Origin of the sequence: Mycobacterium sp. 23, assembly GCF_048287075.1 — a bacterium.
GTDB classification, from domain to species: domain Bacteria; phylum Actinomycetota; class Actinomycetes; order Mycobacteriales; family Mycobacteriaceae; genus Mycobacterium; species Mycobacterium gordonae_B.
In genome coordinates, this window is sequence record NZ_JBLVUX010000005.1 from 4,798,934 (window position 1) to 4,814,700 (window position 15,767).

The window sequence follows — 15,767 nt, forward strand, 5'->3', positions numbered from 1 at the left end:
GCTCAGTCCCTGATCCGGGTGAAGACCTGGTCGTAGGGGCCGCCCTTGCACGCGCTACCCGAAACGTCCTCCATGCCGTGGCCGGAGAGCGACGTGATCGGGTCCTGAGCCGGTTTGGGAAGCGGGAAGACACCGGTCATCCGGACGTGACTCGTTCCGCCGGCCGGGCAGGGGGCGTCTTCCTCGGAGTTCTCCGTCCAGGCGTTGTTGGCGAAGATGAACAGCTGGTGGTCGGTGAAATCGGTCAGCACGAACCGGCTCAGGCATCGGTCCCCGGCGCGCAGGCAGAACGTGTCCACGCTGAAGTCTTGGTCGCCTAGCTTGGGCTGGCCGGTCGCAGTTGTGACGCGCGATCGGTAGAAACCGCGCAATCCAAGCGCCGGGGACGCCACCCGGGCGGGCAGCGTGGCCGGGTCGGGCAGGCCGGCGATGTCAGCGTCGCCGGTGCGGGTGAATGTCACGCTTCGTTTGCTGTAGCACTTGACGGAGTCGTCGATCCACTCGCCCGCCAGGCTGCCGTCCGGACGCGGTAACAGGTAGATCCAATGCCACTCTTCGATGTCTTCGTTGCCGCATCTCTCGGTGTCGAGCGCCACCGCGATCCAGCGTCCGTTGATGTCGTCGAATACCAGGTTCGTCGGGTGTTTGAAGGAGCCGTCACTTCTGGCCGCCGTAGCCACGCACCCCTTCGCGCCGCACACCGACCGCAGCTTCCACGTCTCCTGGCCGGGTGGTTCCATGCCCGGCTCTGGCTTACCCGACAGGCCGATGCTGGGGCCGAAGCTGACGGCGTAGGAACCGGTTATGGGCCCGGAATTGGCGAGGGGGGTAGTCGTGGGACCAGTCTTGTCGCCCGGGATCAGCGCGAAGACGGCGACCAGGGCGATGACGGCGATCGCCGCGAGAATGCCGCTCGCCACCAGGACGCGTCGACGCTTCCGGTTCGGTGGGGACGATGTGGTCGCCGCAGGCCGGTGCGGGCTGACGGGCGGCGGACTGGTGCTGGGCGGGACATCGGAACCGCCCGGCGGCACATATTGCCGGTACTGGGTCGCATCGGCGTTGGAAACCGGCGCCGCGGGATAGTAGTTCCGCGGCACGCTGGCCTGCACCGGTGGCGGCGTGTGGTGGTGGGCGGGCGCCGCGCCCGGTTGGTTGATCGCTGCACGGGCCGCCGCGGCCATCTCGACGGGAGTCGAGTAGCGCTGGTCGGGATTCTTGGCCATCCCGATCGCGATCACGCCGTCGAGTTGGATAGGCAGGCCTCTGCGGACAGCTGAGGGCCGCGGCGTCGGCAACCCGAGATGGCCGCCGATCTGTTGTTCGATACTGGTCCCCGGGTATGGCTGACTGCCGGTCAGGCACTCGTGCAGCACGCAGGCGAGCGAATAGGTATCGCTGCGCGGGTCTGTTTGGCCTTGGTTGAGCCGTTCGGGGGCCATATAGGCCCAGGTGCCGATCACGCTGCCGGTATGGGTCATCCGTGCTTCGCCTGCGGCGCTGGCGATCCCGAAGTCGATCAGGTACGCGAAGTCGTTGGGGGTGACCAGGATGTTGGACGGCTTGACGTCCCGGTGCACCAGCCCGATCTGGTGCGCGCCGTGCAGTGCCGAGGCGATCTGCTCGATGATTTTGACTGCGCGTCCCGGATCCATGAGGCCCTCGGCGATGATGCTCTGCAGATCGCGGCCGTTGATCAGGCGCATGTCGACGTACAGGCGGCCGTCGATCTCGCCGAAGTGGTGGATCGGGATGACATGCGGGTCGTTGAGCCCCGCGGCGGCCAGCGCCTCGCGGCGGAACCGCTGTACGAAGGTCGGGTCGTTGGCGAGGTTCGCCGACAGCACCTTGACGGCGACCACGCGTTGGGTCTCTGTGTCGAAGGCCCGCCAGACCTCACCCATGCCACCGCGGCCAATCAGCTCGATCAGCCGATAACGGCCGAACGGCGTGCCCTCGTCGTCCACAACCCTCCCTGAGCCGAACGTCACGATCTTGCCAACAGATTGAAGCCGCAAAGTGAAGCGACTGGGCCGTGGCCGACGAGACTCAGAGAATAGTCATATGTTTCACACAAGTCCGGCTGCCGCCGACCAGGGATTGCAGGTTCTCAGCCACAGAGGGATTCGTCTGTGTTCGGCACCGCCCGCAGGTGTCGCCTCGGGCGCCGCCGGCTGATGCGCGGCCCGGCGGCCGACCAGTCGGCCAGCGACACGGCAGCCTCCGCGTGCTCCTTGTCGGAGCCGATGAAGTCGTGGATGAGCCGTGCCACCGTCTGGGCGCACTCGGTGTGGGGATGGTGGGCGGCGCCGGGGATGACGTGCAGCCGGCTGTGCGGCATGGCCTGGTGGGCCGCGTGTGCGTGGGCGACCGGGATCACGGGGTCCTGATCACCGGTGATGATCAGCACCGGCCGGTCGGCGTTGAAGTGCAGGCGGTTCAGCGCGCAGACCGCCTGTCCGCGGCCGTCGACCACGGCGCGCAGGGTGCGCAGGAACGCCTGCCGGTTTTCCCGGTTGGCCAGTGCGGCGTGGGCCTCCCAGTGGTGGCTGAGGTCGGATCGGTTGCCGACGGCCGCAAGCGCCATCCGGGCTTTGATCACCGGCTTGGCGGACGCCAATTGCAGCAGGACCCCCGAACCGGGCAGTGAAGCGAGCCGCAATGTCCGGTTCACCTCGTTGCCCAGTCCGCCGCTGCTGATCAGGATCAGCCGTTCGCAGTAGTCGCGGTGCTGGTGTGCGAACTGCATCGCGATGCCGCCGCCCAGCGAGTGGCCGACGATCGTCACCCGCGGAATGCCAAGAGCGTCAAGCAGATCCCGTAACCACACCGCGAAGGCACCCAGCGAGTAGTCGGCCCGCGGCTTGGCGGTCTGGCCGTGGCCCAGCAGGTCCGGTGCGATGACGCGATACTTCTTGGCGAGCGCGGGGATCATCTCGCGCCAGTTGTTCGAGTTGCCGCCCATCCCGTGGATCAGCAGCAGCACCTCGCCGGCGCCTTCGTCGCGGTATGCGACACGTTCGCCGTGCAGATCGATCGTTCGGAGAGTGGTCATGTTGGCCTGCTTGGTCACTTCGGTGTGGACGGATATTTCCTGGTGAAGTGAGTTTGTGGGGCAGGCCTTGTGCCTTTCTTGCGTCCTTCTAAAAGCTTTCTAGCCGATCCGGTCCAGGTAACCGCGGCGGCGTTGTTCGTCGAAGTGGCCCGGCGGCTCGTTGCCGGTCGCAATCCGCTTGAGGCGATGCATCAACGGTTCGGGTGTCACTTCTTCGATGGCTCCGAAGGGCGCCAGCCACCACGGCACGGTAACCTCCCGCCCGGGTCGCCGCGCACTGTCCGCAATGGTCTCGGCGATCTGCTCGGGTTGCCTGGTAGGCAGCAGGTTCAGCGACACCCCCGCAGTCAACTCGGTGTGCACGGCTGTCGGCATCAGCGTGGTGATGGTGACGTCGGTGTCGGCGATCTCGGCGCGCACCGCGCGCGAAAGGGCGGCCACCGCATACTTCGTGGCGCAGTAGACGGAGATTCCGGGAGTGGTGACCTTGGCCGCCATCGACGCCACGTTGACGATGTGACCGTAGTTGCGCTCGAGCATCTCGGGCAGGAATTCGTGCATCCCATTGATGACGCCCACCAGGTTCACCGCCACCTCGCGGTGGTAAGCCGAAAGCTTCTGTTCCACAAAAGAACCCATGTACTGGATGCCGGCATTGTTCACCAGCATCGCCACCGGCCCGTCCGCGGATGCGGCGCGGTGGAACGCGGCGACACTGGCTTCGTCTGTAACGTCCAGATGTGCCGCCCGGACCCCGATCTCGCCGGCGGTGCGGAAGCACTCGTCGGCGTCCAGGTCACCGATCCATACGGTCGCTCCGCGCGCTGCAAGCGAATTGGCGGTGGCACGACCGATCCCGCGTGCGCCTCCGGTGACGCAGACGACCGCGCCCCTGAGCTTGATCATCGGGTTGCGCTCTCATCGGCGAATTCCCGCAACGCGAAATAGGCGATGAGCCGCACCTCGCCGCTGTGCATCGTCAGCAGCGCCCGCCCCAGGTACAGACCGGGTAACAGTTCCACTATCTCGTCGCGGGTCCGCTTGATGGGGAATGTCCGCACGCTGGGATTGCAGTATTTCTCGGGGCTGTAGTCGAGTGCTCGCACGGTGTTGTAGGGCGAGATCGCGGCGGTTTCGATGCGGTGATCGAAGCCGAAGCCCACCATCTCGGAACCTTGTCGGTGCAAGCCCCGGTAGAGCGGGGCGATCACCGGCATCGCGTACCTGGCCAGCGGGGCCAGGCGATTGAAACCGGTGTCTGCCGTGAATGTCTTGCCGCGCCAGGTCGGATCGATCTTCAGCAGCGGGTTGGCCAGGTAGGCCTCCGGGATGCCGAACAGGCTGCCGACGATCAGTCCTTCCAGCGCCCCGTGCGGTCCGTCGGGGGCCTCGCCGCGGGCGAACAGGGTGGCCAGCTGCTCGCGCCGACCGCTGTTGCCGAGTTCGCGCAGGTAGTCCCATCCCTGGCGGCGCGCCAGCACGGGGGAGGTGCGTGCCAGCTGCCGGAGGTCGTTGAGTACCGACGTGTTGCGTTCGGGCGTCTTGGTGTTGGTGGCTGCTGGTTTCGTCATGATCCTCCGGTCCCGCAATTCTGGTACGAAATGGTGCCAAATATCTGGTACGAAAACGTGCCAGAGTTTGTCGGTGTTGTCAACGCCTGCGAGGATTTGACGGTGTCCGAGTCAACTCAGCGGGCCTACGGTGGGCAGTCCGCGCCGGAACGCCGACGGCAGCGCCGCCGGCGACTGTTGGACGCGGCGATGGACGCGATGGCACGCAATGAATGGCGCAGCGTCACAGTCGACAAGCTCTGCGCCGCAGCCGGTTTGAATAAGAGGTACTTCTACGAAAGCTTCGGCGATGTTGATGCGCTGTCTGCTGCGGTCGTCGACGACATCGCGGACGAGGTGCGCACGGCAACCCTGGCGGCCGTCGGGGCGGTGATCGAGCAGCCATTGGAGGCCCAGGCGCTGGCCGGGGTGGCGGCGGCCGTGCGCGTCCTGGTCGACGATCCCCGACGGGCCCGGGTGCTGCTCGGTGGCGTCGCTTCCTCACCCGAGCTGCAGGCTCACCGCAACACGGTGATGCGCCGGCTGACCGAGGTGTTGGTCGCCCACGGTCGCGCGGTGCACGATGTCGAGCTGGAGGCAGACCCGCTGGCCAAGGTGGCGCCGTCGTTCATCGTCGGCGGGACGGCCGAGGCGATCCTGGCCTTCGTCAACGGTGACGTCGACCTGTCGGTGGACGAGTTGATCGGTCAGCTCGCCACGCTGTGGCTGATCACCGGCAACGGTGCCGCGCAGGTCGCTCGGGCACGAATGACGTAGCTGCGTTGGTCAATCCGGCTGTCCCGCTTGGGGAGTCGGTTCGGTGGCCGAAAGTTGTCATACCCCGGTGGGAGGATGGGGTTATGTCGGTGACCTACCCGCCAGCGCCCATGGAAGTGCCTGCGGTGAAGCGTGTGGATGTGTTGTTCGAGGAGTTGGCGGAGTTGGCGGGTCAGCGCAACGCGATCGACGGGCGGATCGTGGAGATCGTCGCGGAGGTGGATCGCGACGGGTTGTGTGGGATGACCGGGGCGCGTTCGGTGGCCGCGGTGGTGGCCTGGAAGCTGGGATGCTCTCCGGGGAACGCGCAGACGATCACGACGGTGGCTGGCCGGCTGGGGGAGTTTCCGCGGTGTGCGTCCCAGTTGCGCGAAGGACGGTTGTCGCTGGATCAGGTCGGGGTGATCGCCGCCCGCGCCGGGGACGGCTCGGACGCCCATTATGAGCAGTTGGCCCGCTATGCCACGGTCAGCCAGTTGCGCACCGCGATCAAGGGCGAGCCGCGCCCGAAACCGGATCGGCGCCCGCCCCCGGCGATCAGCAAAACCAGCACCGAAGATTCCACGTGCTGGCGGATCACCCTGCCGCACACCGAAGCGGCGAAATTCGAGGCCGCACTGGCCGCCCATCGCGAGGCCCTAATCACCCAGTGGAAACACGACCGCCCCGAGGTTGCTTCGGAGTCCGCGCCGCCGATGCCCGACACCATGGATGCGTTTCTGCGGCTGATCGAGGCCGGCTGGGACGCTGAGGCCACCGCCCGCCCACACGCCGCGCACACCACGGTGGTGGTGCACCTCGACGTCGACAAGCCCGCCGCCGCACTGCACCTGGGCCCGCTACTCACCGAGGGCGACCGCCAATACCTCACCTGTGATGCCTCCTATGAGGTGTGGTTTCACCGCGACGGCCGCCCGATCGGCGCCGGGCGCACCACCCGCACGATCAACCGGCGGCTGCGCCGCGCCCTGGAACACCGCCACCCCTGCTGCGCGGTGCCCGGCTGCGGGGCCACCCGCGGCCTGCACGCCCACCACATCCGGCACTGGGAACACGGCGGCCCCACCGAACTGATCAACCTGATCCTGCTGTGCCCCTATCACCACCGCCTACACCACCGAGGCGAGATCACCATCTCCGGGGACGCCGACCACCTCACCATTACCGACCGCGACGGCGACATCCTGCTCCCCGGCTCCCTGGCCCGACCACCCACCAGCCCCCCACCCGACGTCGCCCCCTACCCCGGGCCCACCGGCGAACGCGCCCAATGGAAGTGGTACACCCCCTTCCAACCCCAACCACCGCCCACCACCAACTAGGACTGCTGGGGTGCGAGCCGCGGTGCAGCAAGCGTGCCTGCGTATGCCCTGGCAATCCCTAGGTGATGCCCTGCCAATGCCTAGGTGAGGAAGGGGTTGAGCACCGGCGGGATGATCTGGTTGCCGGTCACGCCGGTGAACCGGCACCAGATCTGTGCCGGGATGTTCAGCGACTGGTAAATGCCGGCGCCGATCCAGGAGACGGGCACCTTCAAGAGTTCTGGCACCGCATCGACGATGTTCTGAATCGGGCCGTACGCCAGATAGGGGATCGTGGCCGCGACCGTGCGCGAGTCGAGAACGTAGTTGGTCACGGGATCGGGATAACCCTGTGCGGCGAAGGAGGCGCTGAGCACGCTGAACAGGTTGGGGCCGGGATTTGCGTAGGTGCCTTGGAAAGCAGGCGACGTCAGCGGCGCACCCTGCATGTACGACAGGGGTGACAGGCCGAAGTCATCCATGATCGTCGGCGTCACACTGACGGTCTGCCAGGAGTTGTTGATCCACCCGTCGAGCAGATCGTTGCCGGCCTGATCGAAGATGAGGAAAGTCGCTGTCTCACGCGGAGATTGGAAACCGTGTCCACGTCCGAACTGGTCGGGGCCGATCTCACCGTGGTCGGTGACAATGAGCGTCGACCACTGTTCGCCGTTGTCGTGCTCCCACTGCGCCACCGCTCCCAGCAGGCCGCCACCGCCGATGGTTTGCTCACCGAGGTTGTAGTCCAGGTTTCGAAGCGCCGCAGCGTACTGCGGTGAGTCACCGCCGTACTGGTGCGCGTTGTTATCGACTCCGGCGAAGGACGCGAAGATGAGATTGCCCTTGGTGGGGTCGGCGGCCAGGATTGCGGCCTGCGCCTTCTGGCCGACCAGGTTCTGCGTTGCAATCCAATCCGTGTCGCCCGGGACCTGCGGGACGAATTCGATGTGGTCGGCGGGATGCGATCCGGCGCCGGCGATCCGGGTGTTGATGCCGCTCGTGGTGCCCTCGCCGTTGGCGATGACCGTCGTGTTGACCAGGTCGCCCCAGGTGGCCTCGAGTTGGTTGTACACGGTCGGCCAGGTGTCGTAGGTCCACGGGGTGAAGACGTTGTTGCTCACGCCGGCGGTCTCCATCCAGACGCCGGTCTGAATGGTCGTCCAGGAAGGGTTGGAGATGGTGGTGTGCCCGACGATCGTGGATGCGGAGGTGACGCTCTGCTTCATGAACGCGTGGAAGTTGGGGGTCCCGGCGGGGTCGGCCAGGATCGCGGCCAGGTTCGTGCCGTCGGTGCCGATGAGCAGGAAGTTCACGTCTGGCGCCGTAGTGAGCAGAGCCAGTGCCTGCTGCTGAGACACTTGCAGTACGGCCGGGTGCTCGCCGACGCTGCCGGTTGCCCCCGGCGCACCGAAGAACGACAACGCGCGCCCGCCCAACCCGCCCGGCCCGGCGGCGAGGGGGCCCAGTCCGACACCGCCGGCGCCGCCGGACCCGCCATTGCCCAGCAACCAGCCGCCGGTGCCGCCGGTGCCCCCGGCGCCGCCTCCGAGACCGCCTTCACCGCCCACGCCACCGTTGCCGATCAACCCGGCACTGCCGCCGGTCCCGCCCCGCTGGCCAACCGCACCTGACCCGCCGGCCCCGCCGTTGCCCCACAGGAGCCCGCCCGGCCCACCTGCTTGCCCGGTGCCCGGGGTGCCGTCGACGCCGTCGCCGATCAACGGGCGCCCCAGCAGGAAGTTCGCGGGCGCATTGATTACGCCCAGGACGTCGTCGACGAGGCTCGGCACTCCGGCCGAGCTCGCCAATGACGCGGTGATCGCCGCCTCGGCGGTGCTGTAGGAAATCTGCGCACCGCTCAACAGCTGTGCGAACCGGGTCTGCGCCTGAAGCACCCGACTGCTTACCGAAAGATATTGCAGGCCATACTCACCGAACCATTCGGCGATCGCCGCCGACACCTCGTCATCAGCGGCCGCCAACAACGCGGTAGTCGGCAGGGCCGCCGCTGCATTGGCTCGCGTGACCGCCGCCTCGATGCCCGACACGTCTGCGACCGCGGCCGCAATCTGCTCAGCACCAGCGATGACGAACGACATGCCGACTTCCCCTTGCTCGGTGACCGGAGACAGGAGCATCTTGCCAGGGGCAACAGCCGTTCGTCAGTTCATCGCGGGTTCGCGGCGAGTGCATCGTTGGCCCGCAGCGATTCGGACAACTCGCTGTCGGCCGGCACGCGGCTCATCGCATCGGCGAGGGCGACGCTGGCGTCCGGCCCACGAAGTTCGAAATAGTCCAGGGCGCAGCGTAATTCGAATAGACTGGCGCCCTGGTGGCGGGCCAGCCGCAGGGCGCTCTCCAGGTCGGCACGACGCGCCGCGGGATCGGTCTGAGTGCGCGATCGAAGCCGCACCAGCTCGGCGTCGTAAAAGGACATGCCGGTCTCGCGGGCCATCGCCAGCGCGGCGTCGAGCCGCGCACTGTCCGGGCGTCCTGCCGCGATCATCAACCGCGCGAGCGCGCCCTCGAAGAAGGTGAGATACACGTTGAGATCCGCGGAGCGCAATTCGTCGACGAAGCCGGTGATCTCCGCGATCCGGTCGTTGATTTCCGAAGTCGCCAGAGCATTCGCCACGGCTTGCTGAATGGTGCCACGGAGGCGCCATTGATTGAAACCGTGCCGTGCTGCGTCCTCGACCAGTTGGGCCGCGAGCGTCGAGGCACGTTCGAACTGGCCGGTTTCGATCCGCACCCAGATCTCCACGAACCGCAGATACGCAAGGCTGTAGGGGCCTTGCGGGAATCCCATGCCCTCGACCGATCGCGCGGCGTGCGCCAACTCCGCCTCGGCCGCCGGCAGGCTGCCTTGTACCAGTCGGACCAGAGCCAGGTGAATGTGTGCCGCCACGATCGGGTCTATCGGCAGGTAGCCCACCGTCTCCGTGCTGCGATCGTTGGCCTGGCCCGGGTCGGTGGCCAACTCCAATTGTTCTCGCGCAGCATCGAATTCACCACGCAGAAACGCCAGCACCCCGGCCCACGCGTGGGTGCGTGGCCAGGATCCCGGCTGCCACTGCTCCAAGGCGGCGCGCAGCAGTTCAAGTGCTTTGGTCGCGCGGCTCAGATCGGCGCGGCCGGTGTAGTAGCCGGTCAGCACGCCCAAGGTCGAGAACAGTTCTTCCGCGGTCGACGTCTTCCCCTGATTGTTGACCGGCACGTCGGCCCCGATCAGTTCCAGGCATCGCTCCAGGTCAGGGGCTACCACGGGACTCGACGGACTGACCGCGCTGCCGGCGAGGAATCCCCGCCCTAACCGGAACGCGATCTCACGGCGGTCGCGGTCAGGGCTGGGCGGGCACTGGTCGAGCTGGTTGAGGGCCTGGCTCAGGTGGGAGCGCGCCTCGGTGAGGGCGCCGCGGCGCCGCGCGGCTGCCGAGGCCTGCTGGTATGCGGAGGCGGCGTCGTCGAAGCGTTCGGCCTGCCGGTAGTGGCCCGCGACCAGGCCCCAGTCCGGCTCGCCGCCGAAGCTGCACAGGGCGTCGCCGACCCGGGCGTGCAGCGTCCTGCGCAAGCTGGGTGGTGCCAACTCGGTGGCGACCTCGCGCAGCAGCTCGTGGCGGAAGCGCCAGCCGTCGGTACTCCACCGTTCGAGCACCCGAGCGTCGGCAAGCTCGTCAATGACGCGTTGCAGGTCGTCGGCGTCCATGTCGACCACGGTTCTGAGCAGGCCGGTATCGATGTAGCGACCGATGACCGCCGCTGCTTCGACCACCGGCACCACCTCGGCACTTGCCCGGAGCCGGGCGAACAACGGCTCGTAGAGCGCCTCCGGCACGCCGACCTGGGTGATTCCGGACACCACCTGCTCGATGTAGAAAGGCACGCCGTCGCAGCGGGATTGGACGGTGGCCCGCTCCTGCGGCGTCAGGCCCGGGTTGAGTGCGACGATCAGCTCATCGGACTCCTGCTCGGTCAAGGGTTCGAGGTCGAAAACCGTCGCTCGCCAGCTGTCCGGCAACCATCCTTTGTCCCGTCCGGTGACGACCAGCAGAAGGTGTCCGCCTGCCGCATCCAGCAGCCCGCCGAGCACCTCGAGGCTGGTGGGATCGAACCAGTGCGCGTCCTCGGCGATCACCAGTCCGGGCGCGCCGTCCAGGCAGGCCAGAAGATAGTCCTGCACCGCCTCGGCGATCAGATCGTAGAGCTCGCGGCCTTCGTCGGCAGCGGGTTGGTAGCCGTGTTGGGCGTCGATGCCCAGCACCGGCGCCAGCAAGGGAACGAAACGCCCGGGATCCAGTCCGAGTCTGGCCAGTTCGGCGTTCAGCAGCGCCAGGCGGTCCGCCGGATCGGTGAGACGGCCTATGCCGCAACGGCGTTCGATCAGGGCGCGTACCGGATACAGGCCGGCTTCGGCGTGGAAGGGCGAGCCGATCAGCTCGATCACGGTGTTCCCGGTTTGACTGACCAGCGCCTGAGCCGCGGCCGCCAGCCTGCTCTTGCCGATGCCGGGCTCACCGCAGAAAGCCACGGGCGTGCTCAATTGTCCGGCCTGGGCCCGCGCCCAGCTCGTCTGCAGGTGCTGCCATTCGCCGGACCGGCCGACGAACGGGCCGGGCGCAACCCGCGCCGGTGAAGACCTTTCGCCGAGCACCCGGTGGTGGTCGATCAGGCCTTCGACGCCCTTCACCGGAGCGGCGGGGCGGGCCTCCAGGTCGAACGCGTCGTGCACCAGGCGGGCGACCGGATCGGAGATGACGACCGTACCCGGCGTCGCCAGGCTGCACACTCGGGCCGCCAGGTTGGCGCCCAACCCGTAGACGTCGGCCTGAGTGGTGTCCAGATACACCACGCCGCGGTGCACACCGACTCGCACGCTGATCTCAAAGCCGAAGCGCGCCTTCGCCTTAGCGCTCAATCGGGGGACGGCACGGGTGATCTCCAAGCCGGCCAGGACGGCGCGACGCACATCGTCCTCATGTGCCACCGGGTGGCCGAACACCGCCAGCAAACCGTCACCCGCGGTGGAGCCGATGTGACCCCCGAAGCGGTTGACGATGTTCAGCACCTGTTCGCGATACCGGCCCACCACGAGGCGGTACGTCTCCGGCTCGACTCGGGTCGACAGCGCGGTGGAATCCACCAGATCGGCGAAAAGGATTGTCAGCCGCCGAATCTCGCCACCGCGGGCCGGAGCGGCGAGCAGTTCCTCGGCGTCGGCATTGCCCTCGTCGGCGGCAAGTACCTGCCCCGCCAACGCCGTCGCCGCGGCGTGATCACCGGTGCCGAGTGCCGCCACCGCGCGATCCAGCAGCGCGTCGATCAATGCGGGCCCGTCCCGATCGTCCACGTCGTGTCACCCCCGGCGAGATAACCCCGGTTTTCCGGATTTATCTTCGCCGACGTCAACGCGCACGGCAAACCCCGTGCGGCAATGGAGCCCCCTGTCAGGATTGAACTGACGACCGCTCGCTTACAAGGCGAGTGCTCTACCACTGAGCTAAGGAGGCCGGTAAAACCGGTGCCAGCCTAACCGGTCACGGCTCGCCCTCGACGATGCGTTGCGAGCGCACCGGTCGCGACGACGAACGTGGCCGTCGACCCGGGAGCGGGAAGCGGTCGGCGATGCTGCTCAACGGATTGACCACCATGGTCAGCGAGATGACCGCGTCCTGCAGGGTGGCGATGGCCGGTTCCAAGGCCTCCATCCCGGGTGCCAGACGGGCCAGGGTGTCGGCCACATTGGCCAACTGCTCCAGTGGCCCGTTCTTCGCTGTCAGGGTGTCGATCAGGCCGCCCTCGGAGAGCAGCTTGTCGGCCAGCCCGTCCTCGGCCAGCACCCGCTCGATCATTCCGTCGGAGCCCATCAGCTGATCGGCCAGGCCGCCCGGCTGCAGCGCGCGTTGCAGTCCACCCCCCTCGGCGGTCAACCGATCGATCAGCCCGCCTTCGGCGGTCAGCAGATCGACTACGCCGCCCGGACGCAGCATCCGGTCCATCGGACCGTTGGGCGCAATCGCTCGCCCCAATGGCATGTCGTCGTCCAGCAGGCTTGCGAGCCGGTTGGCGCGCGCCAGCGTGTCGTCGATGCCCAGCATGTGGGCCATCGCGTTCGAAGAGCTCGAACCGCTCGGGCCGCTGGTGTCGCCCAGCGCCTGCTTGGCCAGGCTCACCCCCACCCCGGCTAGGTTCAGGCTCGCTTCCGCGGCGGCCAACCCGGCCCGCGCCGGAGCGGTCGCAACACCCATGAGGGCTTTGACGAGGTTCATTCTGAGAGTCTATTCGCGTCCAAAGCCCGGACGACACCGCGCAGGTCCCAAGGCCACCCGGCGACTCCTGGCAGACTGCTAGCAGATTACTTGCACCGACCTTTCAGGAAGTTTTCAATGATTCGGAAGCTAATACTCAAGTTCGGGAGATTGACGTGACACTGGGACACCCCGGCGGCGAGACCACCAAGCCGGAGGCTCGCATCCTTGTCGTGGACGATGAGGCCAACATCGTCGAGCTGCTCTCGGTGAGCTTGAAGTTCCAGGGATTCGAGGTCATCACCGCCACCAACGGCGCTCAGGCCCTGGACCGGGCCCGCGAAGCCAAGCCCGACGCGGTGATTCTCGACGTGATGATGCCCGGCATGGACGGGTTCGGAGTCCTGCGCCGGCTGCGCGCCGACGGCATCGATGCCCCCGCGCTGTTCTTGACGGCACGAGACTCGTTGCAGGACAAGATCGCCGGCCTGACCCTCGGTGGCGACGACTACGTGACGAAGCCGTTCAGCCTCGAAGAGGTGGTCGCCCGATTGCGGGTAATCCTGCGCCGCGCCGGCAAGGGCAGCACCAACGAACCGCGCAATGCCCGGCTGACGTTCGCCGATATCGAGCTCGATGAGGAAACCCACGAAGTGTGGAAGGCCGGCCAGCCGGTCTCGCTGTCGCCCACCGAGTTCACGCTGCTGCGCTACTTCGTCATCAACGCCGGCACCGTGTTAAGCAAGCCGAAGATCCTCGACCACGTCTGGCGCTACGACTTCGGCGGTGACGTCAACGTCGTGGAGTCGTATGTGTCGTATCTGCGTCGCAAGATCGACACCGGGGAGAAGCGGCTGCTGCACACCCTGCGCGGGGTGGGCTACGTGCTGCGCGAACCGCGCTGAGATGGCCGGTCGGTACCGCCGCGGCGTGCCCTTACGGGTAAGCCTGGTAGCAGCAACCCTGGTGCTGGTCTTGTGCGGACTGCTGGGGTCGGGGATCGCGGTGACCTCGATCCTGCGCCACAGCCTGGTCAGCCGCATCGATTCGACCTTGATGGACGCGACCCGCACCTGGGCGCAGGCTCCGTGGAAGCACACGACGTCCAACGGGCAGGGTTTCGATCCGGCCCGGCCGCCGTCGAAGTTCTACGTGCGGGCGATCAGCCCCGATGGCCACCCCATGACGGCGATCAACGACCGCAACGCCGAGCCCGCGTTGCCCGCCAACAACGACGTCGGCCCCTATCCGACGACGCTGCCCTCGGTCAGCGATTCGGACATCCAGTGGCGCGCGGTGACGGTGCGCGGGCCACAGGGCGGCATCACGACGGTGGCCATAGACCTGTCCGACGTCGACCACACTGTCCGGTCGCTGGTCTGGTTGCAGGCCGGGATCGGCACCGCGGTGCTGATCGTGGTCGGCATCGCCAGCTTCGTGGTGGTGCACCGCAGTCTGCGGCCACTCGCCGAAGTCGAGCAGACCGCGGCGGCGATCGCCGGGGGACAGCTGGACCGCCGCGTCACCGAACGTGACCCGCGCACCGAAGTGGGCCGACTTTCCTCGGCGCTCAACGGAATGCTGTCGCAGATTCAGGAAGCGGTCGCGTCCTCGGAATCGTCAGCCGAAACCGCGCGCGATTCCGAGGAACGGATGCGGCGGTTCATCACCGACGCCAGCCACGAACTGCGCACCCCGTTGACCACCATCCGCGGGTTCGCCGAGTTGTACCGCCAGGGCGCAGCGCGCGACGTCTCGATGCTGCTGTCGCGGATCGAGAGCGAGGCCAGCCGAATGGGCCTGCTGGTCGACGACCTGCTGATGCTGGCCCGCCTGGATGTGCAGCGTCCGCTGGAACACAACCGGGTGGACCTGCTGGCGCTGGCCAGCGATGCCGTGCACGACGGGCGCGCCATCGACCCCCAGCGCGCCATCACCTTGGAGGTGTTCGACGGGCCCGGCACCCCGGAGGTGTTGGGCGACGAGCCGCGCCTGCGTCAGGTGCTGAGCAACCTCATTGCGAACGCGATCCAGCACACGCCGGTGACGGCTGACGTCACCATCCGGGTCGGCACCGACGGCGATGACGCGGTCCTCGAGATCGTCGACAAGGGGCCCGGCATGAGCCAGGAGGACGCGGACCGGATCTTCGAGCGCTTCTACCGGACGGATTCGTCGCGGGCGCGGGCCAGCGGCGGCACCGGGCTGGGATTGTCGATCGTCGACTCGTTGGTGAAAGCCCACGGCGGCACCGTCCGCGTGACGACGGCGCCGGGGGAGGGATGCTGCTTCCGTGTGGAGCTGCCCCGGGTCAGCGAAGTGGTCGCTCAGGTCAGCTGACGGCCGTCTGAGCCTGCGCTGAACACGTTGAGCCTGCGCTGAGGGTGACGACACGCCGCACGGCCGCGCCCTGGACGCAGAATCAGTGACGAACTAATTCAGCCAGCGCCGCCTTGATCTTGGCCTGCGCCTCGTCCAGCGACTCGGGTGAGGGGTTGCGGTCGACGTGGGCGAACCCGAAGTCACTGAGGTTGCGGGCGGGGAAGACGTGGACGTGCAGGTGCGGCACCTCCAGCCCGGCGATGATCACACCGGCCCGGTCGGCCGAGAAGGCCTTCGTCACGGCCTTCCCGATCAGCTGGCTCACCTCCATGACGCGGGCGAATGCCGGCGGGTCCACGTTCTGCCATTGATCGATCTCCGCGCGCGGCACCACCAGGGTGTGGCCTTGCGTCATCGGCTCGATCGTCAGAAACGCGACGACGTCGTCGTCCTCGTAGACGAAGCGCCCGGGGATTTCACGGTTGATGATCTTGGTGAAGATCGATGCCATTGCCCC

12 protein-coding genes and 1 tRNA gene are annotated in these 15,767 nt (G+C 67.3%); 4 read left to right on the top strand and 9 right to left on the bottom strand.

The annotated features are described in order from the left end of the window. Positions 1–2: 2 nt before the first annotated feature. From ACNQS7_RS23405 to ACNQS7_RS23420, 4 genes are all read right to left on the bottom strand, one after another. Positions 3–1,967: a serine/threonine-protein kinase gene (locus ACNQS7_RS23405; protein WP_418014403.1), complete on the bottom strand. Its 1,965-nt coding sequence runs from the start codon at positions 1,965–1,967 to the stop codon at positions 3–5. A 143-nt stretch (positions 1,968–2,110) separates the two neighbouring features. Continuing rightward, entirely contained in the window at positions 2,111–3,055 is a 945-nt protein-coding gene (locus ACNQS7_RS23410; RefSeq protein ID WP_418014404.1) for an alpha/beta fold hydrolase, read from the bottom strand. Between the two features lie 99 nt (positions 3,056–3,154). Further along, positions 3,155–3,961 carry an SDR family NAD(P)-dependent oxidoreductase gene (locus tag ACNQS7_RS23415; RefSeq protein ID WP_418014405.1) on the bottom strand — a complete coding sequence of 269 codons (807 nt, stop codon included), beginning with the start codon at positions 3,959–3,961 and terminating at the stop codon, positions 3,155–3,157. Beyond that, positions 3,958–4,626, bottom strand: a complete 669-nt coding sequence (locus tag ACNQS7_RS23420; RefSeq protein WP_418014406.1) for a hypothetical protein — start codon at positions 4,624–4,626, stop codon at positions 3,958–3,960. The genes ACNQS7_RS23415 and ACNQS7_RS23420 overlap by 4 nt, the downstream gene beginning before the upstream one ends. A 102-nt stretch (positions 4,627–4,728) precedes the next feature. Between ACNQS7_RS23420 and ACNQS7_RS23425 the strand changes: the two genes are divergently transcribed. Together ACNQS7_RS23425 and ACNQS7_RS23430 are read left to right on the top strand one after the other, a co-directional pair. Beyond that, positions 4,729–5,382, top strand: coding sequence for a TetR/AcrR family transcriptional regulator (locus tag ACNQS7_RS23425; protein ID WP_418014407.1), 654 nt, complete (start codon positions 4,729–4,731; stop codon positions 5,380–5,382). A gap of 83 nt (positions 5,383–5,465) precedes the next feature. After that, positions 5,466–6,704 carry a DUF222 domain-containing protein gene (locus tag ACNQS7_RS23430; protein WP_418014408.1) on the top strand — a complete coding sequence of 413 codons (1,239 nt, stop codon included), beginning with the start codon at positions 5,466–5,468 and terminating at the stop codon, positions 6,702–6,704. Positions 6,705–6,784: 80 nt separating this feature from the next. Here the strand turns inward: ACNQS7_RS23430 and ACNQS7_RS23435 are convergent, their stop codons facing one another. From ACNQS7_RS23435 to ACNQS7_RS23450, 4 genes are all read right to left on the bottom strand, one after another. Then, a complete protein-coding gene (locus tag ACNQS7_RS23435; protein WP_418014409.1) occupies positions 6,785–8,782 on the bottom strand; it encodes a PE domain-containing protein in 1,998 nt (665 codons plus the stop codon). A gap of 68 nt (positions 8,783–8,850) precedes the next feature. Further along, positions 8,851–12,030: an ATP-binding protein gene (locus tag ACNQS7_RS23440; protein ID WP_418014410.1), complete on the bottom strand. Its 3,180-nt coding sequence runs from the start codon at positions 12,028–12,030 to the stop codon at positions 8,851–8,853. An 85-nt stretch (positions 12,031–12,115) separates the two neighbouring features. After that, positions 12,116–12,190, bottom strand: a tRNA-Thr gene (locus tag ACNQS7_RS23445). Positions 12,191–12,217: 27 nt separating this feature from the next. Next, positions 12,218–12,949, bottom strand: a complete 732-nt coding sequence (locus tag ACNQS7_RS23450; RefSeq protein ID WP_065050233.1) for a hypothetical protein — start codon at positions 12,947–12,949, stop codon at positions 12,218–12,220. Positions 12,950–13,104: 155 nt separating this feature from the next. On the opposite strand from ACNQS7_RS23450, the gene phoP reads away from it, so the two are divergent. Both phoP and ACNQS7_RS23460 read left to right on the top strand, forming a co-directional pair. Then, positions 13,105–13,833 carry a two-component system response regulator PhoP gene (gene phoP / locus ACNQS7_RS23455; RefSeq protein ID WP_418014411.1) on the top strand — a complete coding sequence of 243 codons (729 nt, stop codon included), beginning with the start codon at positions 13,105–13,107 and terminating at the stop codon, positions 13,831–13,833. A 1-nt stretch (position 13,834) separates the two neighbouring features. Beyond that, positions 13,835–15,268, top strand: coding sequence for a sensor histidine kinase (locus ACNQS7_RS23460; RefSeq protein WP_418014412.1), 1,434 nt, complete (start codon positions 13,835–13,837; stop codon positions 15,266–15,268). Positions 15,269–15,350: 82 nt separating this feature from the next. Here ACNQS7_RS23460 and ACNQS7_RS23465 read toward each other — a convergent pair whose 3' ends face one another. After that, entirely contained in the window at positions 15,351–15,761 is a 411-nt protein-coding gene (locus ACNQS7_RS23465; RefSeq protein ID WP_418014413.1) for an HIT family protein, read from the bottom strand. Positions 15,762–15,767 lie beyond the last annotated feature (6 nt).